Source organism: Psychrobacter sp. Ps4 (assembly GCF_022129285.1).
GTDB classification, from domain to species: Bacteria; Pseudomonadota; Gammaproteobacteria; order Pseudomonadales; family Moraxellaceae; genus Psychrobacter; species Psychrobacter immobilis_A.
On the sequence record NZ_JADQAK010000026.1, the window covers coordinates 1 to 23353 of the forward strand.

Genomic DNA, 23353 nt, shown 5'->3' on the forward strand with positions numbered 1-23353 from the left:
CGAGCCGACTATCTTATCATAATGATTTCGATTGTCAAGCTTTTTTATGTTTTGTCTTAGCTTGGTAATCTAAGTAATAAGTTGGTTAACTCACTGCTTAGCTTCCTTTGCTGTGGGGCGTATTATATAGATTCTGACAGGGGTGTCAACTGCTTTATCAGAGGTTTTTAGGTTTATTTGATAAAACTTTTAATTGTGTATGGTTTTCAATGGGTTAGAGGTAGTGGTTGTTTAATTCGCTTAAATAATGACTCAGCTTTAAACAGTATCTATGGATATTCATTAATTATCATTTATAGCGTTGCCATTAATAACTTACTTTAAGCTCAAGTTTTGAGGCTCTATAATGACTTTTTGGCATATTTATCTGCTTATTAATAATTGTCTTCGCTATGTCCCTAGCTAACTATGATTTACCCTTCTTGATATTCTTACAGATAGCATCTATATATAGAAGCCGACCCAATCCCTTACTATCTAGTGTTGATACACAGTTTTTGCTATAATAGCTGACTTTATAATATTGCTTAATGGCATTTCTTATTAGCCTTGATTGTTCAACGGTTGATTGTTTGAAATTTTGCCTTTAAGTGATATCTATCTCTTATAACATATCATAGCAGTTGGATATAATTGACGCAGTCTTGCGGTTATATGATTGATGGTTGCAATCATCACTGCCAACGGACGCAAAAAGGTGAATAGATTATGGTAGCGATTACTTTACCCGATGGTAGCGTAAAAAACTTCGAAGGTAGCACCACCGTCATGGAAGTGGCACAAAGCATTGGTGCAGGATTGGCTAAAGCGACGGTCGCCGGACGCGTAGATGGTCATCTGGTTGATGCGCACGACCCTATCGCTCATGATGCTAAGGTTGAAATCGTGACACCAAAAGATGATGACGGTGTCGATATCATTCGCCATTCTTGTGCTCACCTATTAGGTCATGCGGTTAAGCAGTTATATCCTGATGTAAAAATGGTGATTGGTCCCGTTATCGATGATGGTTTTTATTATGACATTTATAGCGAAACGCCGTTTACACCAGAGCATATGGCAGCCATTGAAAAACGCATGATGGAACTCATCAAGCAAGATTATGACGTTATCAAAAAAATAACGCCACGCGATGAAGTCATCAAAATCTTTGAAGAACGTGGTGAAGACTATAAGCTTAAGCTGATTAATGATATGCCAGGCGAAGAAGCGTTTGGCTTATATCATCATCAAGAATATGTCGATATGTGCCGTGGTCCACACGTGCCGAACACCAGATTTTTAAAAGTATTCAAACTGACCAAAATGTCTGGTGCATATTGGCGCGGTGATGCCAAGAACGAGCAACTGCAACGTATCTATGGTACAGCATGGGCGGATAAAAAAGATTTAAAAGCCTATATTCAGCGTATCGAAGAAGCTGAAAAACGTGACCATCGTAAAATTGGTAAAGCGTTAAATCTGTTCCATATGCAAGAGCAAGCACCCGGTATGGTGTTTTGGCATGCGAATGGTTGGACGATATATCAAGTACTTGAGCAGTATATGCGTAAAGTACAGCATGATAATGGCTATGAAGAAATTAAAACGCCGCAAATCGTCGATCGTAGCCTGTGGGAGCGTTCGGGACATTGGGGTAACTATGCGACTAACATGTTCACGACTGCCAGTGAAAATCGTGATTATGCAGTAAAGCCAATGAACTGCCCTTGTCACGTACAAGTTTTTAACCAAGGTCTAAAATCTTACCGTGATTTGCCATTACGTATGGCAGAGTTTGGCTCATGCCATCGTAATGAGCCATCAGGTTCGCTACATGGTTTGATGCGTGTACGCGGTTTTACCCAAGATGATGCACATATCTTCTGTACACAGTCGCAAATCCAGCAAGAAGTCGCTGACTTTATTAAGCTAACCCTTGCCGTTTATGAAGACTTTGGTTTTGACAATATCATTATGAAACTCTCGACTCGCCCTGAAAAACGGGTTGGTAGTGATGAGTCTTGGGACTTCGCCGAAAAAGCTTTGGCCGATGCATTAGATAGCTCAGGATTAGATTGGGCTTATCTGCCAGGTGAAGGCGCATTTTATGGTCCGAAGATTGAATTTAGTTTGAAAGATTCTTTAGGTCGCGTCTGGCAGTGCGGTACGATTCAGGTTGACCCAAACATGCCTGAGCGCCTAGATGCCGAATTCGTCAATGAGCAAAACGAGCGCGAAGTACCTATTATGTTGCACCGTGCCATCTTAGGTTCATTCGAGCGCTTCATTGGTATTTTGATTGAAAACTATGCTGGTTGGATGCCCGTTTGGCTAGCGCCGCAACAAGTGGTGGTGATGAATATCACTGATAAACAGGCAGATGCTTGTGAAAATGTGGTCAGCGAACTCAAAAATTCAGGTTTGCGAGCTATTAGTGACTTGCGTAACGAAAAGATTGGATTTAAGATACGAGAGAAAACATTAGAACGCGTTCCCTATATGCTAGTATTAGGGGATAAAGAAGTCGAATCGGGCAGTGTCAATGTCCGTACTCGTGAAGGTGAAAACCTTGGCGTGATGAGTGTTCCAGAATTTATTACATTAGTACAGACCGCTGTCAGCAACAAAGGCCGACAGACCCCAAAAACAGATGAGGAGTAATACCTATTAAACAGTCAAACCGTTTGAACATCAACGAAGATATCACAGCCAAAGAAGTCCGTCTCGTTAAAGAAGACGGCGAACAGATGGGCGTGGTCGATATCGAAACCGCGATGAAAGCGGCACGTGAGGACAGTCTAGATTTGGTCGAATTGGTTCCTGAAGCCAAACCGCCAGTATGCAAAATCATGGATTATAAGCATTTCCTCTATGATCAAAAGCAAAAAGCGAAAGAAGCTAAAAAGAACCAAAAGCAAACTCAGCTAAAAGAGATGAAGCTGCGTCCTAGTACTGAAGAAGCTGATTATCAGGTTAAACTGAAAAAAATCGTCAGCTTTTTGGAAGACCAAGACAAAGTTAAAATCAGTATTCGCTTTCGTGGCCGTGAAATGGCGCACCAAGAAATTGGTCGCAAGCAGCTAGATCGTATTATCGAAGATACTGCTGAGATTGCTAACGTTGAGCAATATCCTAAGATGGAAGGTCGTCAGATGGGTATGCTGCTTGGGCCAACTAAGAAAAAGTAATCTGTTTATTAGATGGCTGTTAGTCAATATAGATATGTATAACCTTAACCATCAATATACTGCGGGATATTGATGGTTTTTTATTGTGTGCATAGATACATATCTCTTTTAAATATGTTTAGTCAGATATAATTGGCTGACTCTATTTTACAAAACCTACCTTCTCAACCATTTGATTACGCGGTAATCTAAAGATCTGTTTTATATTTGCTAATCAGCATTTATTAAAAATTTCTAGTAAGTGTATAAAAATAACGTATATCACGGCCATCAGAGTCGTTGACAAAAACACTACTTTTATCCAATATTGAAGGAAATTTCATGCAAGAATTGACCCCACCAGAAAACGCAACGACGCCAAGTATTTCTCTAACCGCGCCTGAACCTGTGAGAGAAATACAAAAAAGCGAAGCAGATCAGATGGTCAAATTGGATGACAGCCAAATCCCAGAACTTGATGCAAAGGTCGATGCCTTTGTTGATCATGTGATTAACAATTCTGTGCACAGTGCTGAATTTCAGCAAAATGTGCAATCGATTCATAATCTCGGTACCAAAGAGATTCGTGAATCAGCCCAAGTGTCTAATCGTATGCTCGATTTACCCGCCAAAAGCCTCAATGACAGCTTGTTTGATAATTCTCCTATCGCCAAGTCATTGACTGAGTTGCGCGGCATCGTCGAAGATTTAGATCCCAGTAAAAAAGAGCTGACCAGCTCACGTAAGTTATTCGGTCTCATCCCATTTGGCAATAAAGTACAGGATTACTTCCGTCAATACGAATCTGCACAGTCGCATATTAATGCGGTTGTTACCAGTCTATATAATGGTAAGGATGAGCTGCTCAAAGACAATGCGATGATTGAGCAAGAAAAAGTCAACATGTGGGAGCTGATGCAATCCATCCGTCAATACGTTTATGTCGGCAAAAAAATCGATGAGCAGTTAGAACAAAAGGTTTATGCGATAGAAGCGACCGATCCCGAAAAAGCACGCATTATTAAAGAAGAGATGTTGTTTTATGTGCGTCAAAAAAACACCGACTTCTTAACTCAGTTAGCCGTGAACGTGCAAGGCTATCTAGCGCTCGATACCATTCGCCGCAATAATTTAGAATTGATAAAAGGTGTTGATCGAGCCACCACAACCACTGTATCTGCATTACGTACAGCGGTCGTGGTTGCACAAGCAATGACCAATCAAAAACTGGTACTTGATCAAATTACTGCTTTAAATAAAACCACCAGCAGCTTGATTGAATCGACCTCAGCGATGCTAAAACGTCAGTCAGGTGAAATCCATGAACAAGCGACCAGTAGCAGCATTGAGCTTGATAAATTGCAAAACGCTTTCAATAACGTCTATGATACGATGGATATGATTAGCAATTATAAAATTGAAGCGCTAGAGAACATGAAACAGACGGTCAATACTTTGACTACTGAAGTCGATAAGGCTCAGAAATACTTGGATAAGTCTAATCAAACAACAGTACTAGAAGTGTCGAAAGAGATAGACAGTAAAAAGATAACCAATAGATCAAGTACAGTCGATATCGACATTTGATTTGTTTTAATAGTTGTTGCCTATCAAAGGTGACTACTTCCTGCTACCAAATACACTTAAGACAATTGACGCAAGATATTGCAACGTCGTTCGTGTTAAGATAGCCATTATTAATAATTTTAAAAATAGATACGGTAATTTATGAGTTGGAACGATCCAAACGCCTCAAGTGAGGCAAAAAGATATGACAATCCTATCCCTAGTCGCGAACTGATACTCAGTACGATTAATGAGCATGGTGAAGTCACGCATCAACAATTGGCAAAAGCCTTTAATATTGATGACCCAGACCAGTTTGACGCTTTAGGCAATCGCCTAAAAGCGATGGCACGTGATGGACAAGTAAACCGCGACGGTCGTCCTTATCGCTATCGCACGGTGACCAAGCAAGATGTCGTCAGAGGTACAGTGTCTGCACATCCGAAAGGCTTTGGCTTTGTATTATTAAGCGATATGCCAGATTTGTTTTTGCATGAAAAGCAAATGCGCTGGGTTTTCAATGGTGACACTGTAGATGCAGTTGGTACATCGACAGACAATCGCGGGCGCACAGAAGGACGTATTGTCGATGTCGTTGAACGTCGCCAAAATAACTTCATTGGTACATTAGCGCTTGATGAAGATGGCTACTGTGTCGAGCTTGGTAGTCCAAATAATCACCAGCCGATTACCGTCACTGAAGAAAATGTACAAGCGATGAATGCCAAGCAAGGATCTCCTGTTAAGGTTGATGTTATTGATTGGCCAAATCAGCATGAATTTGCGACGGGTAAAATCACTGAAGTACTGTCTGACGACAATGATCGCGAACTGATTATTGAAACCACCTTACTCAATTATGACATCCCATCAGATTTTAGCGAAGCAGCACTGAAGCAAGCCAACGATTATCAAGAACCAACTGAAAAGGATCTAAAAGGTCGTAAAGATTTGCGTGATTTGCCACTGGTGACTATCGATGGTGAAGATGCACGTGATTTTGATGATGCCGTATTCGCCGAAAAACGCTCAGGTGGCAACTATCGTGTCTTAGTTGCGATTGCGGATGTCAGTTATTACGTTACACCAAACTCGCCACTTGATAAAGATGCCTACGAGCGCGGTACGTCCGTATACTTCCCGCATCGTGTGATTCCAATGTTGCCTGAAGTGCTCTCCAATGGTCTGTGCTCACTGAATCCTGACCGTGACCGTCTTTGTATGGTCGCCGATATCAAAATATCGCGGGCAGGCAAAGTGACTGGTTATGAGTTCTATCCTGCTGTCATGCACTCACAAGCACGCTTAACGTATAATCAAGTGAATGCTTATCTTGAGAATCCAGAAGATAAGAGCGTACCTACCTCACTCACGGGTAATAAAGACGTCAAAAAATCTGTCGATACCTTACATCAATTGTATGAGCTACTGCTTAAAAAGCGTGAAGAGCGCCATGCAATGGAGTTTGAAACAGTTGAGACCTACATTAAGTTCAATGAGAAAGGTGGTATCGAGGCAATCCTACCGCGTACTCGCGGTGATGCTCAAAAACTCATTGAAGAATGTATGCTGCTGGCCAATACTTGTGCAGCAAACTTTGCACTCAAGCATGAGCTTCCTGTCTTATATCGTAACCATGACAAACCTGATGGCGAAAAATCAATGCGTATTCACGAATACGCAAAGAATTTTGGTTTAAGCTTTCCAGAAGAAAATCCAACGCAAGCCGATTATCAGCGCATTATTGAAGCCACCAAAGACAGACCCGATGCAATTAGTATCCACAGCATGCTGTTGCGCTCAATGATGCAAGCAAACTATGCACCTGACAATATCGGTCACTTTGGCTTAGCTTATGACGAATATAGCCACTTCACCTCGCCGATTCGTCGTTACCCTGATTTGATGCTGCATCGTGCCATCAAAGCAAAAGTGACCAATACTCAGCAGCCAGTAATGGACTTTTCTCTTGAAGCGGCTGGCACGCAAACCTCTGATACCGAGCGCCGTGCCGAAAAAGCCTCACGCTATGTAGAGTCTTGGCTCAAGTGTCACTATATGAAAGATCATGTTGGTGAAGAGTTCGAAGGTGTGGTCACTACAGTCACAAGCTTCGGTTTGTTTGTTACCTTGACTGACCTATATATCGATGGTTTGGTTCACATCTCTAATGTCGGTGATGACTTCTTTGTTTACGATGAGCAGCAACAACAGCTGATTGGTAAAGACAAAGGGACATTATTCGGACTAGGCGATCGCGTTAAAGTGAAAGTTGCTGGCGTCAATATGGATCTGCTACAAATTGACTTTGATTTAAAAGCCAAATTACAATCTAGTGAAATGAATCAAACGAAGAGCGCGCCTTCTAAGAAAGGCACTGATAAGAAAAGTACTGATAGAAGAGGCCCCGCTAAAAAGACTGGTAGCCGTAGTAAAGGTACAAGTAAGAAAAGCTAATGTTAGCAAACGCTTCAAATAATAAAAAGGCCAACGTCATCGTTGGCCTTTTTTGTGCGTGGTATTTTATAACAACTATTTAAATCATTATTGCGCATTACTCATCTGGTCTAGACGTTCCTTGTCTGCTTCCTGCGCCTGATCTATTTTCGCGGTAGCATTATCGAGAATGGCTTTAGGCTGTTTGCCAAGTGGCTGGCTCGCGACATCTACTGAGCCACTTTCTACATCATCCGTATTTGGTAACGCTGTATCGGGAGATTGCTCAGATCCTGCGTCACTTATGACTGCTTCTCTATCTTTCTCACGTTGATTGCCATTAATGAGGTTGAAACCTAGTAACGCAACCATGCCCACTAGGGCGAATATAATCAAGTGTTTCATTTGCATAAAAAATGTCTCGTATTTGAATGATAATCAGATATACGTTTCGTTGCATTTTTTATGCCTAGTTTTTAGCAGGTTTTTGCAAATTATTCTTGTGGGCTATTATTATTCAGTAGATCAGTCTCGTCAGAGCTTTCTGCAATTTCCTGTTCAACTTTTTCCATGAGTTTGTCGTCGGGACGAGCGTTAAGCACCTCATCAGCATTGCGACCTTGTAAAATCAATTTGGCACGAGCCTTTGCTTGTTTTTTGTCCTTATCATCAACGCTATTATCTTCATTCTGGTTTTCATCGGTCACTTTGGGCGTGTTCGTCGTAATCGTCATATTAGTATTAGCACTGCCGGCGTTACTGTCCTGCATATGCTCAAACGCTTTTTCTAAGTTACTATTAAAACGCAAACGATAAATCGGTTCAGGCAAGCTGAAGCCTTCATTTTCTAACGCATGCTTGGTCTCACGAATGGCAATACTTCGTGCTTTTGAGAAATCCGTATCTGATTGATCCACCCAAATTTGAAATTCTAAAATAATATTAGAGTCGCCAACATTGGTAATGACAGCCACTGCTTTTGGTTCATCTAAAACGAATGCTAATGTATGTATCGCATCCAGTCCGACCTTGATAGCCGCTAATGGATCATCATTGGCATCAACGCCTAACTCAAAGGTAAATCGACGTTCTGGATTTTTGGTGTAATTTAAAATCGTTGCTTTAAATACTTCAGCATTGGGAATGCGCAACTGGTTACCATCTAAAGTCATCAGAATAGTCGCACGTGAGGTTAGCCGTACTACAATCCCCTCTTGATTATTAATCAAAATATGATCACGTGCGCGAAATGGTTGGCGAATACTGAGCATGAGCGAGGCAATGTAATTCTCAATAGTGTCTTTGACCGCAAAACCAACGGCAATACCGATAACGCCTGCACCGCCAAGCAAAGTGCCTAAAATGGTTTCGGCGCCTATCAAACTCAGCGCAAGAATCAAACCGAAAATAATAAAAATGACTTTAACGGTTTGTGACAACAATTCGGCGACAAACGGATTGGGCGTGAGCCGTTGCCACATTTTTTTGCGATTAGACAGCCAACTACCAAACCATGTCACCAATGCAAATAGGACAATGCCGACCAATAGGAGTGGCAGGGCTTTGACCAGATTTTTGGCTTGTGCTTTAAGACCTTGATAAACGGTAGTGACATTGTCTTGAACATCAAGCGTGCGATCAATCCGATCTTCGACAGTGACCACATCTGTCAGACGGTTGGTCAAATTAATGGCTTGTTGCGCTTTTTTCTCGTTCGGCGTCTCTCCGGTTAAGGTGACAACACCTTGCGTAACGCTGACATTGACAGCCTGTAGACCTTCTATTTCAGAAAAAATACCCTGAATACGTTGACGAATGTCATTGTCTTTTTGCGGAGTAGGAGTGGTTTCGATTTGCGCATTATTGGTGCTCTCACCACTGATTATGGGCGGTGGTGCTGGCTCAGGTATGACCACTGGAGATGCTGAAGCTTCCTCTTCTGATGTCGCATCCAGTAAAGGTTTATCAGCTGCTGGGTTTTCTGCTGTATCTATCCCCAATGCAGTAGTTACACCAGTCACCTCTTCACCAGCCGCATACACTGGAAAGGCAAAAAGGATGCTTAGTAACAACAGCATTTGACCGCACGCTTTTATAAAATCGCACATCGTTGAACGGTCAAAGTCGGTGTTCATAAGCATCCTTTGCTTTTTATAGATTTTCGTACTCATCTTTCTTTATTAAATGTTCAATAATCATTAACTGTCTAAATAAACTTGTGCCTCGCCCAAGTTTAACGTGCCTTCATAGATCGCGCGACCAGTAATGATGCCTTCAATACAATCGCCATAAGGTTTCAGCAGTTCGATATCTTTCATATTGGTCACGCCGCCTGAAGCAATCACAGGCAAGCCGCCTTCACGTGCCAAATTGACAGTTTGTTCAACGTTGACGCCTTGCATCATGCCATCACGGTTGATATCGGTGTAGACAATCGACGATACGCCGACATCAGCAAAGCGCTTCGCAAGCTCAGTCGCCTTAGTATCGGTCACATTTGCCCAACCATGAGTGGCAACCATACCGTCTTTAGCATCGATACCTACAATGATATGACCCGGAAATTCGCGGCAAGCTTCTGCGACAAACTCCGGATCTTCGACCGCTTTTGTACCAATGATGATATAAGTCAAACCAGCCGTAATATATTGCTCAATGGTGTTCATATTGCGCACACCGCCGCCCAACTGAATAGGCAGATTCGGATACGCTTTGGTAATGTCATTCACCACTTGTCTATGAACGGGTACGCCATCAAATGCCCCATTCAAATCAACCAAATGCAGTCGACGTGCACCTTCCTCTACCCAGCGTGCTGCCATGGCCACTGGATCATTAGAAAAAACCGTATCATCCTCCATACGGCCTTGTTTTAAGCGGACACATTTACCATCTTTTAAATCAATAGCCGGGATAATGACAGGCACAGCACACATATAGCATTCCTTATAAAGCACAACAATAAATATATTTAGAAAAGTAAATTCAAAAATCAGGGTGTATTGAACGTTCAACACCCTCTAAACACGCATAAAAAAATCAGTCAAAAGTGATTTAATATATAGACGAATCAAAAGCTATCCATGATAGACCCAAAATCCACTTCGATAGATAGAAATGACCATAAAAAAATAGTCAATCATAACTATAAGTTTTAATACAGTGAATCACTGGCAACATTAGATAAATTCAATTACTGACTGGCAATTTTAGGTCAATTTAGCGTATAATCCTAGGTAAATTTTTATTTGTTTCTATGTGATAGTAACCATGCGCTGCGCTTTTTATTGAGTCATTTATGGCTTAGTGTTGCATAGCGGTCAGGATGAGTCGAGCAGCAGCTAAGTGCATCTTTTTGATGTTGGCTGACATATTGCTAAGAAGGGTTATATTAGAAATTCCAACTGGTGGCCTCTAAACAGTCTACTCTACAGCACTAAACTCTAATGACGCCTCTTTCTTTTTTATAGTCTCTATCGTCTCTCTATCACTAGCTAACTATTTTAGAACAGTCATTACTAGCTGTATAGCCGCTTATTGATGTGAGTGAAATCTACTTAATAATGGCTTCGCTAGTTTGTCTATCAACCAGTTTATCATCTATTTCGATAGATCATCTTTTGGCTATATTCTTATCTAATTGCGTATCTATTAACAAGATACCAAACCAATAAGGGTAGTCAATTGCGCTGGTGTTACAAGCTTTAATTTTCAATGAAACGTATGATAGAGCTATTGTCTACACAATCATTTTCGCTAAAGGCTTGAACGATTGCGTTTGATTTGATGGTTTTAACATACACCTTGGTAGCCAGTCGCCACTTTGGTCATTCGAATAAGACATTAACGTGTTGTTAAGGAGTCTAAGGTCAGCGTTAATACTCTTACTAGTAGTTATGATCATGCGTTATTTTCAGAGATCCTTTGTCACTATCCTACTATAGGAAGAAAGACGTGGGGGCTTTATTGAATGACGCAGATGTTCATGCTACCGATATACCAAACAGGACGTCTGGTATCGTTTTAGACTATGGACTAAGTTTTCGCTTATGATTACCATCAAAAAAGGTTTGGATTTGCCCATCACCGGTGAATCATCCCGCGAGATATCTGAGCACCAACCGACACATGTCGCCGTTATTGGCTATGATTATGTGGGCATGAAGCCCACGATGAATGTCAAAGAAGGCGATATCGTAGCAAAGGGTCAGCCAGTTTTTGAAGACAAAAAACGAGTTGGCGTTATCTATACTGCCCCTGCTGCTGGTAAAGTCGTCGCGATTAAACGCGGTGAACGTCGTGTGTTTGAGAGCCTTGTGATTGCGGTCGACCCAAACGGTGAAGAAGTAGACTTCGAGCGCTATGACTCCCAGCAACTTGCTGACCTAGACGCTGAAGTTGTTGAAACCCAACTGCTTGCCTCTGGCGAATGGACCGCGTTTCGCACGCGCCCTTATAGCCGTGCGCCAGAAATCGGTGCCCGTCCTCATGCTATTTTTGTCACCGCTATGGATACCAATCCATTAGCATTTGACCCAATGCTGCTGATTAACGATCAGTTGCAAGCGTTCAATGACGGACTTGCTGTCTTATCGACACTCAGCCCCAAGACCTTTGTTTGCCATCACGGTGATGCCCAGTTGACGCCAGTTGCCAAAACGGCGGCTAATAATGTCACTGAGTATCATAGCTTTGCTGGTAAGCATCCTGCTGGTCTGGCTGGCACGCACATTCACTTTTTGCACCCAATCATGCGCGGCGTGACCGTATGGACGATTGGCTATCAAGACGTGATTGCGATTGGCAAGCTATTCACCAGCGGTCGCTTATATACGCGCCGTATCATTAGTTTGGCAGGTCCTGCGGTCACCAAGCCACGTTTGGTGGCTACTGAGCGCGGTGCTGATATCGCTGCTCTGACCAAAGGACAGCTGGCGGCTGGCGAAAACCGTATTATTTCTGGTTCGGTATTGTCAGGTCGCAAAGTGTTTGGCAATACGGCTTATCTTGGTCGCTTTCATAACCAAATCAGTGTGCTGCCTGAAGGGCGTGAACGTCCAGCGTTCCATTTCCTAAGTGTCGGCACCAACCGTTTCTCTAAGCTGCCTATTTATATTTCTAAGTTTTTTGGTAATAAGAAATATAACTTTACGACCACGAGTAATGGTTCACCGCGAGCGATGGTACCTATCGGGGTTTATGAAGAGGTCATGCCGCAAGATTATCTGCCGACACAGTTACTACGTGCATTAATTGTCGAAGACATGATTAGCGCCGTAGATTTGGGCGTGCTCGAATTGGACGAAGAAGATTTAGCATTATGCACCTTCGTATCTCCTGGCAAATATGAATTCGGTGATATTTTGCGTGATAACTTGACGCGCATTGAGCTGGAGGGCTAACCACGATGAAATCTTTACACAATATGTTCGATCGTATGGAGCCGTCTTTCACCAAGGGTGGCAAACACGAAAAATACTATGCTATCTTTGAGATGTTTGATACGTTTTTGCGTCAACCAAGCTCAACCACATACTCAGCATCACACGTACGCGACGGTATCGATCTAAAGCGTATTATGATTACCGTATGGTTATGTACTTTCCCAGCCATGTTTTGGGGTATGTACAACATCGGTCATCAAGCACTAACGGCGATTGCAACCCTTGGTTTGCAGCCTGAAGGCTGGCGTACCGTTATCACCAGTATGGCAGGCTATAACCCAGACAGTATCTGGGCAAGCTTCGTATACGGCGCCATGCAATTTTTACCGATTTATATCGTCACCTTTGCGGTCGGTATTCTCTGTGAGATTATCTTTGCCCTGGTACGTGGCCATGAAGTCAACGAAGGTTTCTTTGTGACCTCAGTGCTGTTTGCGCTTTGTTTACCACCAGATATTCCTTTATGGCAAGTTGCTTTAGGTATCACCTTTGGTGTCGTAGTCGCAAAAGAAGTGTTCGGTGGTACGGGTAAAAACTTCCTGAACCCTGCCCTATCGGGTCGCGCATTCTTATACTTTGCTTACCCTGCTTATATGTCTGGTGACTCAGTATGGACAGCTGTTGATGGTTTTTCTGGTGCGACGCCACTTGGTCTTGCCGCGTTAGGCGTCGTTCCTCAAGACTTCGTCGACGTCTATGGTAATGCAATCACTTGGGGTGATGCGTTCTTAGGTAATATGCAAGGCAGTATCGGTGAAGTATCAACACTGGCTATCCTAATGGGTGCCGTTGTTCTACTTTGGACGCGTATTGCTTCATGGCGTATTATGGCAGGTTGTGTAGTAGGTCTGATTGCTACTTCTCTTGTCTTTAATATGATTGGTTCTGAAGACAATATGATGATGAACCTGCCGTTTTATTGGCACTTAGTTATCGGCGGCTTCGCCTTTGGTGCCGTGTTTATGGCAACCGATCCTGTATCAGCTGCGCATACCAATAAAGGTCGCTGGGCTTATGGTATCTTGATTGGTTTTATGACGGTATTGATTCGCGTCGTGAACCCAGCTTTCCCAGAAGGCATCATGCTGGCCATTTTATTCGCCAACTTATTTGCTCCATTGTTTGATTACTTTGTGACCCAAGCAAACATCAAACGCCAAACAGCTCGGAGGGTTCGTTATGTCCAAGCCCAAAAGTAATAATGCGAAAACCATCAGTGTGGCATTGACGCTATGCTTGGTGTGTTCCGTCTTAGTTTCAGCAGTAGCGGTTGGTCTAAAACCTGCTCAAATTGAAAACGCACGCTTAGACCGTAACAAAAACATCTTGGTCGCCGCTGGCATGTACGATGCCGAGTCTGATACAGCAGATGATGTTGCTGAACGTTTTAAAGATTTCGATGTCGAAATTATTGACTTAAGTAAAGGCAGCTACGTTGATGATGAAGCGCTAAAAGCCGCTGGCATCCCTGATCGTAATGCTTATGACGCAAGCCAAGCGACTAAGAATAAAGCACTGAGTGAAGATTTAGGCAATAATGACCCTGCTGGTATTGGTCGTAAACCCAAATATGCCAAAGTCTATGTTAAAAAAGATGACGCAGGCAAACCTGAAATGGTTGTTTTGCCGATTCAAGGCTATGGACTATGGGGCACTATCTATGGTTTCTTAACCCTTGAAAGCGATATGAATACCATCAAAGGTATCAGCTTTTATGAGCATAAAGAAACCCCAGGTCTGGGTGCTCGTATCGAAGAGCCAGAGTGGCGTGCGAAGTGGAGCGGTATCCACTCATATGACGAAAATGGTAATGTTGCCACTGGTGTGACCAAAGCGGGTACACCAAAAGAAAACTGGGTCGATGGTATCAGTGGTGCAACCTTGACCGGTCGCGGTGTCAGTAACATGATTCAGTTTTGGTTGGGTGAGCAAGGTTATAAGCCCTATTTAGATACGCTACGTAAAGAGAGTGGTCAAGCAATTGATAATGCGGCAGATACACAAGCTACGCAATCAACGCTGAGCGCTCAACCTGAAACCGAACTGGCAGCCAAACGACCAGTAGCAAACGGCAAGGAGGCATAACATGGCTGACACTAAAAGTATTTTAACCTCGCCTATTTTTGATAATAACCCTATTGCCCTACAGATCCTTGGTATCTGTTCGGCACTGGCGGTCACCACAAGCATGGCCAATGCCATGGTAATGTGTGTGGCGTTGACTTTAGTCACGGCGTTTTCAAGCTTCTTTATCTCGATCATTCGTAAGCAAATCCCTTCAAGCATTCGTATTATCGTACAGATGACTATTATTGCTTCCTTGGTTATCTTGGTCGATCAGGTGCTAAAAGCCGTTGCTTATGATGTGAGTAAAGGCTTGTCGGTCTTCGTTGGTTTGATTATCACCAACTGTATCGTGATGGGTCGTGCCGAAGCATTTGCCATGAGCAATCCACCAGTGCCAAGCTTTTTAGATGGTATTGGTAATGGTCTTGGCTATTCTGCGGTTTTGCTGTTTGTCGCGACTATCCGTGAGCTACTTGGCTCAGGTACGTGGTTTGGTATCACCATCCTACAGCCTGTCACTGATGGCGGTTGGTATATTCCGAACGGTCTATTACTGTTGCCACCGTCAGCATTCTTTATTATTGGTTTGTTCATTGCCATTATCCGTATCTGGAAACCTGAGCAGGTTGAAGACGCTGAATTTGTAATGAAGCCGCAGTCTAAAGGCATGGCACATGGAGGCGGTCACTAATGGGACATTATGTTAGTTTATTTATAACCTCAGTCTTTATTGAGAATATGGCGCTGGCCTATTTCTTAGGTATGTGTACTTTCTTGGCCGTATCAAAGAAGGTTTCAACCGCTATTGGTCTGGGTGTTGCCGTGGTCGTCGTGATGGCGATTACCGTACCGCTAAACAACTTACTCTTTCAGTTCATTCTAAAAGATGGTGCGCTGGCATGGGCAGGTTTCCCTGATATCGACTTAAGCTTTTTGGGCTTGCTCAGTTATATCGGCTTGATTGCTGCGACCGTACAGATTCTAGAGATGTTCCTCGATAAGTTCGTCCCGAGTCTGTATAACGCCCTTGGGGTGTTCTTGCCACTCATCACTGTAAACTGTGCCATCTTAGGTGGTGTACTGTTTATGGTTGAGCGTGACTATAATTTCGGCGAATCTGTCGTATATGGTGTGGGCGCAGGCTTCGGTTGGGCATTGGCGATTACCGCATTGGCCGGTATCCGTGAAAAGTTAAAATACTCAGACATTCCAGCACCGCTGCGTGGTCTTGGTATTACCTTTATCACAGTTGGTCTAATGTCACTTGGCTTTATGTCTTTCGGCGGTATGTCAATTTAGACCGCTAAGCTTAACAGCCTATTTAGCGATTTGACCTATTTAATTCATTTATTCGGTAGGGGTTCAGGAAACACGCAATGACGTCTTTTCGCACCCCTACTCCATAGATTAAGGATACCTACCATGGATTACGCTACGGCGATTGGTGGCGTTGCTATGTTTACCTTGATCATCATGGGCCTCGTTGCCATTATTTTGGCGGCGCGCTCAAGACTGGTCAGTTCAGGCGATGTTACCATCCATATCAATGATAATCCCGATAATGACGTCGTGACCCCAGCAGGCGGTAAATTACTACAAACCCTTGCAAGCGAAGGTATTTTCTTATCTTCAGCCTGTGGTGGCGGTGGTACTTGTGCGCAGTGTCGTTGCCGCGTTATTGAAGGGGGCGGCTCTATCTTGCCCACCGAAGAAGGCTATTTTACTCAAGGCGAAATTCGCAATCACATGCGTTTGGCTTGTCAGGTAGCCGTTAAGCAAGACATGAAAATCGAGATTGACCCTGAGTTTTTCGATGTACAAAAGTGGGAATGTGAAGTTCTCTCTAATGACAACGTTGCTACCTTTATTAAAGAGCTGGTCCTTAAAATTCCAGATGGCGAAGAAGTAAACTTCCGTGCTGGTGGTTATGTGCAGTTAGAGGCGCCGCCGCATGAAGTGCATTATAAAGACTTTATCATTGACGAAGAATACCGTGAAGATTGGGAAAAATTTGGTATTTTCAACTATGTCTCAAAAGTTGATGAGCCAGTTATTCGTGCTTACTCGATGGCCAACTACCCTGAAGAAAAAGGCCTTATTAAGTTTAATATTCGTATCGCCAGTCCACCGCCACGCGGTCCTGATGGTATTCCACCAGGCAAAATGTCCTCATGGGTATTTAGCCTAGTACCTGGTGATAAAGTAACAGTTTCAGGTCCTTATGGTGAATTCTTTGCCAAAGAGACTGACGCTGAAATGATTTTCGTTGGTGGTGGTGCTGGTATGGCACCGATGCGCTCGCACATCTTCGATCAGCTTAAACGCTTACATACTAAGCGTAAAATCAGCTTTTGGTATGGTGCACGCTCTATTCGTGAGATGTTCTATGTTGAAGATTATGATCAACTAGCAGAAGAGTTTGATAACTTTGAGTGGCATGTGGCTTTGTCTGATCCATTACCAGAAGACAATTGGGAAGGTCCAACCGGCTTTATCCATAACGTGCTACTTGAAAATTATCTGAAGAACCATCCAAACCCAGAAGACTGTGAATACTACATGTGCGGGCCACCGATGATGAATGCGGCGGTCATCGACATGCTGCACAGCTTGGGCGTGGAAGATGAAAACATCATGCTTGATGACTTCGGTGGTTAAGTGAGTAACTAAGCAAGTGGCTACGTAAAAAAGTATTCTAAAGTAATAAATAAAAGAGAGTCTCAATTGAGGCTCTTTTTTTGGTTTTGACTAAATGCAACTCTTGCATAATAAGCCTACAAATCTAAATAGCAGACCATCTGCCCTCTACTATATGATTAATTGTTTATTGCCTTAAGAAAGGATTCTTATGAAAACCAACATTAAAGATTTGACCATTTGGATTACTGGTGCTTCTAGTGGTATCGGCGCAGCATTATCTATCGCCTTTGCCAAACGTGGTGCCACCATTATTTTAAGTGGGCGTGATGAGGCAAAATTACTAGCAGTCAAAAACCGCTGTAAAAACAGCAAAAATCATTTCATCATCCCTTTTGATATCACCGATGCCAAACAAGCAAAAGACGCGTATGAGACAGCTAAAGCTCAAGCTGGACAAATTGATTGGCTTATTAATAATGCTGGTATCAGTCAACGCTCGCTTATTATGGAAACCACTGAAGAAGTTGAGCGCCAAATTATGGAGATAGATTATTTTGCGCAGACACGTCTTACCAGACTGGTATTGCCAGATATGGTCACACAAGGTGGCGGCAAAATTGTCATGGTATCCAGTGTTGCAGGTTTATTAGGCACACAATATCGCGGCGCTTATGGAGCAGCCAAAGCCGCACTTCATATGTGGGCAAACAGTCTGCGTGCAGAACTGTACGAGCAAGGCATAGAGGTGGCAACGGTATTCCCTGGATTTATTCAAACCAGTATTTCTATTAATGCCTTGACTGGTGATGGTAGCGCGCAAGGAACGATGGACGAGGCGACCAATAAAGGATTAACCGCAGCTACCTTTGCTAAACAGGTCATAAAAGCCCTGATTAAGGGTGAAGAATATATCATCGTGGCAGACACTAAAGAAAAGCTGGCGACCACGGTCAACCGCCTATCGCCACCAAAACTATATAAGCTCATCCGTGAATCAAAAGTAAAATAAATCTAGTCGTTTAAGCCACTAGGTCTTAAGTCTATGATTGGCGTTATGGGTAACAAGGGGTGTAAAATGGGCGACGCTAATAGAACGTGCCACTCACCCTTTTGCCATAAAAGCTATTGTGATTAATATGAGAAAACCAATAATGCAAAAATTAGCCCCACTCTCATTGTCTAACAAATCGATGAAAACCACCTTATTACCCGTTATGGCTATCAGTGCTGTATTCAGTCTTAGTGCTTGCCAGCAAACGCCAGATTATGATTATCTCAGCGGTGAGACCATGGGAACGAGCTACCATATCAGTTATCAGCTACCTGCGGATGCAGATGAAGCGGCCATCCAAGCGTCGATTGATAAGCGCTTGCAGCAAATCAATGACAGTATGTCTACCTATCAAGCAGACTCTACTATCTCTAAGTTCAACCAGTTAGGTAAAGACATCCCCCTCACTATCGATGCAGATTTTGCTCACGTGCTTGATGTGTCACGAATCGTCTATCAGCAATCTGGTGGCGCCTTTGATCCTACCGTAATGCCATTGGTAGAGACTTGGGGCTTTGGTAGCACCATGACCGTTGAGCGCTTGCAAAGTCCGCCAACAGCACTTGAGATTGCTCAAGCAAAAGCCTTGGTAGATTTTGAGAGCATCATACAAAAAGAGCAGAGCATTTATAAAACCAAAGATGGCGTCGGGCTTGATTTCTCAGCAGTTGCTAAAGGTTATGGCGTCGATGTAATCGCCGATGTGCTCAGAGATGACTATCAAATTCGCAACTACATGGTAGAGATAGGGGGTGAAATTGCAACCTCTGGGGTCAATAACCAACAGCAGCCGTGGCAAATTGCGATTGATGCGCCTATTGAGGACAGTACGGTCAGCGAGCGTCAGACAATATCAGCGATTCGTCAACCAATCAATACCGATAATCAGATGTATTTGGCAACTTCTGGCAACTATCGTAATTCCGTCATATTCGACGGTCAGCGCTACAGTCATACGATTGACCCAACCACTGGCAAGCCTATCGCGGGCGGCGCACCATCGCTAACCGTTGCAGCAGACTCAGTTGCCTTGGCAGATGCGTGGGCAACCGCCCTCACTGCGATGCCTTATGAAAAAGCCCTTGCAACAGCCAAAGCACAAGATATAGCTGCCTTGTTTGTTGTTTTAGCTGATGAGGCAAAGGCGACAGATTCTGATAAGAATACTGACCAGTGGCAAGTGGTACAAACACCAGCAATGCAAGCATTACGCGCTGACAAACAGCCTTAGAGCTTGGTGGCAATAGAACTTAGTCACAATACTGTAAACGGCTCGATAACCATCAACGAGCCATACAAAAATTTGCTATACTGGTTTTGCTATACTATTAAGGTACTACCCTAGTAGATAGCCACAATATTTTTAAAAATCGAGGTTTCCTCTATGCTTAGTCAATTGCTTCCCATGCTTGCCATTACCTTTACCGTATTCGTCCTGTTCTTTATCTTTATGGGTATCGGTTATATGGTTAAAAAGAAGCCGCTTAGAGGATCTTGTGGCGGCGTTGCTAAACTAATGGGTGATGAAAATTGCTCGTTTTGTGGAAATGATCCCAATAAGTGTGATTCAATCGTGGCAGAACAGCAAGAAAATGCCCTTAAAGCCGCTCAGTTAGGCAAACCTGTATAGCTAAATTCTTATAAATACCGCGTTTGTTACCATACGCTGGTAGTATTTACCTAACATCTGTTCTTATAATAGCGTCTAGTCCTTTGCAAGGGACTGGCGCTATTTTTAGTTGTGCCAGCCGCGACGTATCTAATTAGCATCGCTTTAAGATATTTTGGATATCAATACGGCACGTGCAAGGCCTGTTAATAATAGTAGACTAAATAAATCTAATACCGTATCCAGTTGATAGGCGATTGAAGATAAGCGCGCTTTCAAAATGGTTACTCATATATCTTGTATTCTGCAAATAATCTCTAGTTCTAATTTACGATTCTAATTAATGATTTTAGTCACCGTCTAGGTGCGTTTTCTTTGGTGTTATTTACAAGCGACGATGCTTCGGCGCTGTTTAATGACGTGTCCTTTTTCTTATTCTAATAGTCGTGCTGCTATGTCTACATCTACTGATTTGCCACCTGATGTGCCATTACAGTCTCATTCAGATACGCCGTCACCGTTTGAGCTGCCCTCCTCACGCTTCACTTTTTGGCTCATTTTATGTGCCATGATTTTGCTCGCCACCAATATGCGTGCGCCTATTGTTGCTCTCGGCTCTATTGCCCCTGTTGTACAAGATGCCCTCAATATCTCTGAGACGCAGATTGGTTGGCTAGGAGCAGTGCCCATGCTGACTTTTGCAGTGGGCGCACTGATCGCGCCAGCCATTGGTAAGCGTTTTGGGCTTGAGAATACGCTCATTGCGATGATTGCGTTATTAACGATTGGTATGATGATTCGTACCGTTATTCCCACTTGGTCTGGGTTTTTGATTGGTACGTTACTGCTGACCTTGGCTATCGGTTTTGCGAATACCTTAGCTGCCCCTGTTATTAAACAGCGTACGCCCCAGCATATTCCACTCATAACAGGGCTATTTAGTCTAACGATGACGGTAACGGCAGGCATCGTCGCTGGAGTCGTACTGCCATTATCTGAGCAAGTGGGCTGGCAATGGGCACTGGGTGGGTGGTCGCTATTGGGCATTTTTGCGATCATTATTTGGATATTTTTACGGTTGCGGCTGGGTTCGTCTAGTCATCAAGCCATTGTGCCACCTACCTCTGGAGCGTCTGATATATCCATGTGGCGTACGCCCTTTGCTTGGCAAATTGCGGTATTTATGGGGCTGCAATCATTATTATTTTACACCGTTGCCAGTTTCTTACCCTCTATTTGGGTCAGCAAGGGGCTATCCGCAGTGCAAGCAGGACAAATGGCTTCAGTGTTTCAGTTTATGGCGCCAGTCTCTATTTTGAGCCTGACGTGGCTGATCAATCGCGGCCGCCCTATTCAGGCGCTGGCGGTGTTTGCAGCGGTGCTGAATGTTATTGGTATTTTAGGAATCAATTATTTATCTACCGACCTCGCGTGGTTGTGGTCAGGTCTGATGGGCATTGGCTGCTCCGCTATTTTTACCTTGAGCATGATGCTGTTCTCCTTACGTACTTATACAACCAACCAATCTAGTGAGCTGTCGGGTATGGCGCAATTCGTCGGTTATTTGATTGCATTTTTTGGTCCCTTAGGGACAGGTTGGCTACATGAAGCGACTGGCAGTTGGGATTTGCCACTATTCATCATGCTTATTTTGATGGTTCTCAACGTCGTCATTGCTTGGGTAGTGAGTCGTCCAGTGATGGTCGATGGCAAAAAGCTTTAATATCAAAAACCACAGTAACCTTAGGATAATATTGGTGTCTGTCTTATTTTGCTACACTGGTTTGATTGCTTATAGGACAGAATAATCATGATGCATTTATCCATTCGTTTCGCTCGACACTTACCAACATTGGCTATTTTAACAGCCGTAATGGCGCTCGGTGGTTGCCAAAAACCATCTGAACCTACCACCGATAATGGCATGCAAAACAGTACTCAAACTGCCGAACCTCAAACGACAAAATCTGAGCAACCGGTAACATCCACTGCACAGCAAGCGCCATTAACGATCTTGGCATTGGGCGACTCCCTGACAGAAGGTCTTGGGGTGGACAAAGATGACAACTATCCTGCTCAGTTAGAAGATCGTCTGCAAGCAATGGGTTACGACAATGCCAAAGTTATCAATTCAGGATTGAGTGGTGAAACCAGCACGGGATTGGTCAATCGATTGGACTGGGTGTCGCAAACCAAACCCGACATCACCATATTGACTATCGGTGCTAACGATGCGATACGCGGTATCGATGTAGCGACCATTGAAGCCAATATTCGTACTGCGGTTAAGCACCTGCAAGACAATGGTAGTGTCGTCATCTTAGGCGGTATGTCGATCTATGACAATCTAGGCAGTGAATACGTTGCGGCATTCTCAGACATTTATCCTCGTGTTGCTAAAGACATGAACCTGACACTTATTCCGTTTTTCTTAGAAGGCGTTGGCGGTGACCGAGAGCTCAACCAAGCGGATGCGATTCACCCGACTAAAGAGGGCTACGAGATTATCGTTAACAACAATATCTTGCCTATTCTAGAGCCTAAATTAAATGAACTAGAAGAACTACAAGAGTTAAAAACAGCCGATACCGATAGCACAGCTACGACTGCTCAAGACAATACGACAAACGAGACTACTTAACGAGACACTGTAATGACATCATCATCTTCGACTGCCACAGCAACGCCACAAGCAGACGCTAAGACACAAGCCCTACTGACCGCCTCACAATTAAATAAAACCGTGCAAGTCGGTGAGCAAAAGTTGTCCATCATTAAAGACGTGGATATTTATGTCAATGCTGGCGAGTTTGTGGTCATCATGGGTAAATCAGGCTCGGGTAAATCTACTTTGTTAGGTTTACTCGCAGCATTAGACTATCCCGATAGTGGTATGGTGTCGCTGGCAGGTCAAATGCTTAGCAGTCTTGACGAGGATGCGCTTGCCGTTATTCGACAGCAGGATATGGGCTTTGTCTTTCAGTCATTTCATCTACTTCCCACACTGACCGTCGCTGAAAATATCGCCTTTCCACTTGATATTGCCAGACGTCCAAACCCATCACGTGTAGACGAGCTGATAGATGCGGTCGACTTAGGTCATAGACGTCACAGCTTACCCAATCAGTTGTCAGGTGGTGAGCAGCAGCGTACAGCAGTAGCACGAGCTTTGGTATCGCACCCAAAAATTGTGTTTGCGGATGAGCCAACGGGCAACTTAGATGAGCAAAATGCCGATCAAGTTATGCAGCTGCTATTGGACTTACGCCAACAGGTTGGCTCGGCACTGGTGGTCGTGACTCATGACCCTGCACTTGCCGAGATGGCAGATCGCGTCATCACCATGCATGACGGCCGCATTGTACCTACATGAATAACTGGATTGTATCTT

The 23353-nt window shown here is 43.6% G+C and carries 19 protein-coding genes; 16 read left to right on the plus strand and 3 right to left on the minus strand.

Annotated elements, in window-relative coordinates; translation table 11 throughout:
- Positions 1–708 precede the first annotated feature (708 nt).
- The 4 genes from thrS (at position 709) to rnr (ending at position 7172) form a co-directional block, all read left to right on the plus strand.
- Positions 709–2643, plus strand: coding sequence for a threonine--tRNA ligase (gene thrS, locus I3252_RS12760; RefSeq protein WP_193007077.1), 1935 nt, complete (start codon positions 709–711; stop codon positions 2641–2643).
- Between the two features lie 23 nt (positions 2644–2666).
- Positions 2667–3170, plus strand: a complete 504-nt coding sequence (gene infC / locus I3252_RS12765) for a translation initiation factor IF-3 (protein WP_045447656.1) — start codon at positions 2667–2669, stop codon at positions 3168–3170.
- Between the two features lie 321 nt (positions 3171–3491).
- Positions 3492–4736 (plus strand): toxic anion resistance protein, encoded by a 1245-nt coding sequence (locus tag I3252_RS12770; RefSeq protein WP_045453830.1) that lies wholly within the window; start codon positions 3492–3494, stop codon positions 4734–4736.
- Positions 4737–4877: 141 nt separating this feature from the next.
- Complete coding sequence (gene rnr / locus I3252_RS12775; protein ID WP_193007284.1) at positions 4878–7172, plus strand: ribonuclease R; 2295 nt, start codon at positions 4878–4880, stop codon at positions 7170–7172.
- 87 nt (positions 7173–7259) lie between these two features.
- On the opposite strand, the gene I3252_RS12780 is transcribed toward rnr, so the two are convergent.
- The 3 genes from I3252_RS12780 to hisA form a co-directional block, all read right to left on the minus strand.
- Positions 7260–7562 (minus strand): hypothetical protein, encoded by a 303-nt coding sequence (locus I3252_RS12780; RefSeq protein ID WP_238035477.1) that lies wholly within the window; start codon positions 7560–7562, stop codon positions 7260–7262.
- Positions 7563–7645: 83 nt separating this feature from the next.
- Positions 7646–9286: a mechanosensitive ion channel family protein gene (locus I3252_RS12785; RefSeq protein WP_238035478.1), complete on the minus strand. Its 1641-nt coding sequence runs from the start codon at positions 9284–9286 to the stop codon at positions 7646–7648.
- Between the two features lie 63 nt (positions 9287–9349).
- Positions 9350–10087, minus strand: a complete 738-nt coding sequence (gene hisA / locus I3252_RS12790) for a 1-(5-phosphoribosyl)-5-[(5-phosphoribosylamino)methylideneamino]imidazole-4-carboxamide isomerase (RefSeq protein WP_045447648.1) — start codon at positions 10085–10087, stop codon at positions 9350–9352.
- A 1113-nt stretch (positions 10088–11200) separates the two neighbouring features.
- Here hisA and I3252_RS12795 point away from each other — a divergent pair.
- The 12 genes from I3252_RS12795 (at position 11201) to I3252_RS12850 (ending at position 23335) form a co-directional block, all read left to right on the plus strand.
- A complete protein-coding gene (locus tag I3252_RS12795) occupies positions 11201–12553 on the plus strand; it encodes a Na(+)-translocating NADH-quinone reductase subunit A (RefSeq protein WP_201552138.1) in 1353 nt (450 codons plus the stop codon).
- A gap of 5 nt (positions 12554–12558) precedes the next feature.
- Entirely contained in the window at positions 12559–13794 is a 1236-nt protein-coding gene (locus I3252_RS12800; protein ID WP_238035479.1) for an NADH:ubiquinone reductase (Na(+)-transporting) subunit B, read from the plus strand.
- A complete protein-coding gene (locus I3252_RS12805) occupies positions 13775–14680 on the plus strand; it encodes a Na(+)-translocating NADH-quinone reductase subunit C (protein ID WP_045453837.1) in 906 nt (301 codons plus the stop codon). The genes I3252_RS12800 and I3252_RS12805 overlap by 20 nt, the downstream gene beginning before the upstream one ends.
- A 1-nt stretch (position 14681) precedes the next feature.
- Positions 14682–15353, plus strand: coding sequence for an NADH:ubiquinone reductase (Na(+)-transporting) subunit D (locus tag I3252_RS12810; RefSeq protein WP_055125671.1), 672 nt, complete (start codon positions 14682–14684; stop codon positions 15351–15353).
- The gene (nqrE, locus tag I3252_RS12815) at positions 15353–15961 is read left to right on the plus strand and encodes an NADH:ubiquinone reductase (Na(+)-transporting) subunit E (protein WP_011281361.1); all 609 of its coding nucleotides are present in this window, start codon (positions 15353–15355) and stop codon (positions 15959–15961) included. The genes I3252_RS12810 and nqrE overlap by 1 nt, the downstream gene beginning before the upstream one ends.
- A 123-nt stretch (positions 15962–16084) precedes the next feature.
- Positions 16085–17320 (plus strand): NADH:ubiquinone reductase (Na(+)-transporting) subunit F, encoded by a 1236-nt coding sequence (gene nqrF, locus I3252_RS12820; RefSeq protein ID WP_045447641.1) that lies wholly within the window; start codon positions 16085–16087, stop codon positions 17318–17320.
- A 190-nt stretch (positions 17321–17510) separates the two neighbouring features.
- Positions 17511–18311 carry an SDR family NAD(P)-dependent oxidoreductase gene (locus I3252_RS12825; RefSeq protein ID WP_238035480.1) on the plus strand — a complete coding sequence of 267 codons (801 nt, stop codon included), beginning with the start codon at positions 17511–17513 and terminating at the stop codon, positions 18309–18311.
- Positions 18312–18453: 142 nt separating this feature from the next.
- A complete protein-coding gene (locus tag I3252_RS12830) occupies positions 18454–19584 on the plus strand; it encodes an FAD:protein FMN transferase (protein WP_238035482.1) in 1131 nt (376 codons plus the stop codon).
- Between the two features lie 153 nt (positions 19585–19737).
- A complete protein-coding gene (nqrM, locus tag I3252_RS12835; protein ID WP_045447638.1) occupies positions 19738–19983 on the plus strand; it encodes a (Na+)-NQR maturation NqrM in 246 nt (81 codons plus the stop codon).
- Positions 19984–20416: 433 nt separating this feature from the next.
- On the plus strand, positions 20417–21685 hold the full coding sequence (locus I3252_RS12840) for an MFS transporter (RefSeq protein ID WP_238035483.1): 1269 nt from the start codon (positions 20417–20419) through the stop codon (positions 21683–21685).
- Between the two features lie 87 nt (positions 21686–21772).
- Positions 21773–22603, plus strand: a complete 831-nt coding sequence (locus I3252_RS12845; protein WP_238035484.1) for an arylesterase — start codon at positions 21773–21775, stop codon at positions 22601–22603.
- Between the two features lie 12 nt (positions 22604–22615).
- Positions 22616–23335 (plus strand): ABC transporter ATP-binding protein, encoded by a 720-nt coding sequence (locus I3252_RS12850; protein WP_238035485.1) that lies wholly within the window; start codon positions 22616–22618, stop codon positions 23333–23335.
- The last annotated feature ends 18 nt before the right edge of the window (positions 23336–23353 follow it).

Coding starts and splice junctions, on each gene's coding strand:
- I3252_RS12785 (WP_238035478.1), bottom strand. CDS start 9,286: ATGAACACCGACTTTGACCGTTCAACGATGTGCGATTTTATAAAAGCG.
- I3252_RS12830 (WP_238035482.1), top strand. CDS start 18,454: ATGCAAAAATTAGCCCCACTCTCATTGTCTAACAAATCGATGAAAACC.
- I3252_RS12850 (WP_238035485.1), top strand. CDS start 22,616: ATGACATCATCATCTTCGACTGCCACAGCAACGCCACAAGCAGACGCT.
- I3252_RS12810 (WP_055125671.1), top strand. CDS start 14,682: ATGGCTGACACTAAAAGTATTTTAACCTCGCCTATTTTTGATAATAAC.
- I3252_RS12840 (WP_238035483.1), top strand. CDS start 20,417: ATGTCTACATCTACTGATTTGCCACCTGATGTGCCATTACAGTCTCAT.
- I3252_RS12825 (WP_238035480.1), top strand. CDS start 17,511: ATGAAAACCAACATTAAAGATTTGACCATTTGGATTACTGGTGCTTCT.
- nqrE (WP_011281361.1), top strand. CDS start 15,353: ATGGGACATTATGTTAGTTTATTTATAACCTCAGTCTTTATTGAGAAT.
- I3252_RS12805 (WP_045453837.1), top strand. CDS start 13,775: ATGTCCAAGCCCAAAAGTAATAATGCGAAAACCATCAGTGTGGCATTG.
- I3252_RS12800 (WP_238035479.1), top strand. CDS start 12,559: ATGAAATCTTTACACAATATGTTCGATCGTATGGAGCCGTCTTTCACC.
- thrS (WP_193007077.1), top strand. CDS start 709: ATGGTAGCGATTACTTTACCCGATGGTAGCGTAAAAAACTTCGAAGGT.
- I3252_RS12770 (WP_045453830.1), top strand. CDS start 3,492: ATGCAAGAATTGACCCCACCAGAAAACGCAACGACGCCAAGTATTTCT.
- rnr (WP_193007284.1), top strand. CDS start 4,878: ATGAGTTGGAACGATCCAAACGCCTCAAGTGAGGCAAAAAGATATGAC.
- hisA (WP_045447648.1), bottom strand. CDS start 10,087: ATGTGTGCTGTGCCTGTCATTATCCCGGCTATTGATTTAAAAGATGGT.
- nqrM (WP_045447638.1), top strand. CDS start 19,738: ATGCTTAGTCAATTGCTTCCCATGCTTGCCATTACCTTTACCGTATTC.
- I3252_RS12795 (WP_201552138.1), top strand. CDS start 11,201: ATGATTACCATCAAAAAAGGTTTGGATTTGCCCATCACCGGTGAATCA.
- nqrF (WP_045447641.1), top strand. CDS start 16,085: ATGGATTACGCTACGGCGATTGGTGGCGTTGCTATGTTTACCTTGATC.
- I3252_RS12845 (WP_238035484.1), top strand. CDS start 21,773: ATGATGCATTTATCCATTCGTTTCGCTCGACACTTACCAACATTGGCT.
- I3252_RS12780 (WP_238035477.1), bottom strand. CDS start 7,562: ATGCAAATGAAACACTTGATTATATTCGCCCTAGTGGGCATGGTTGCG.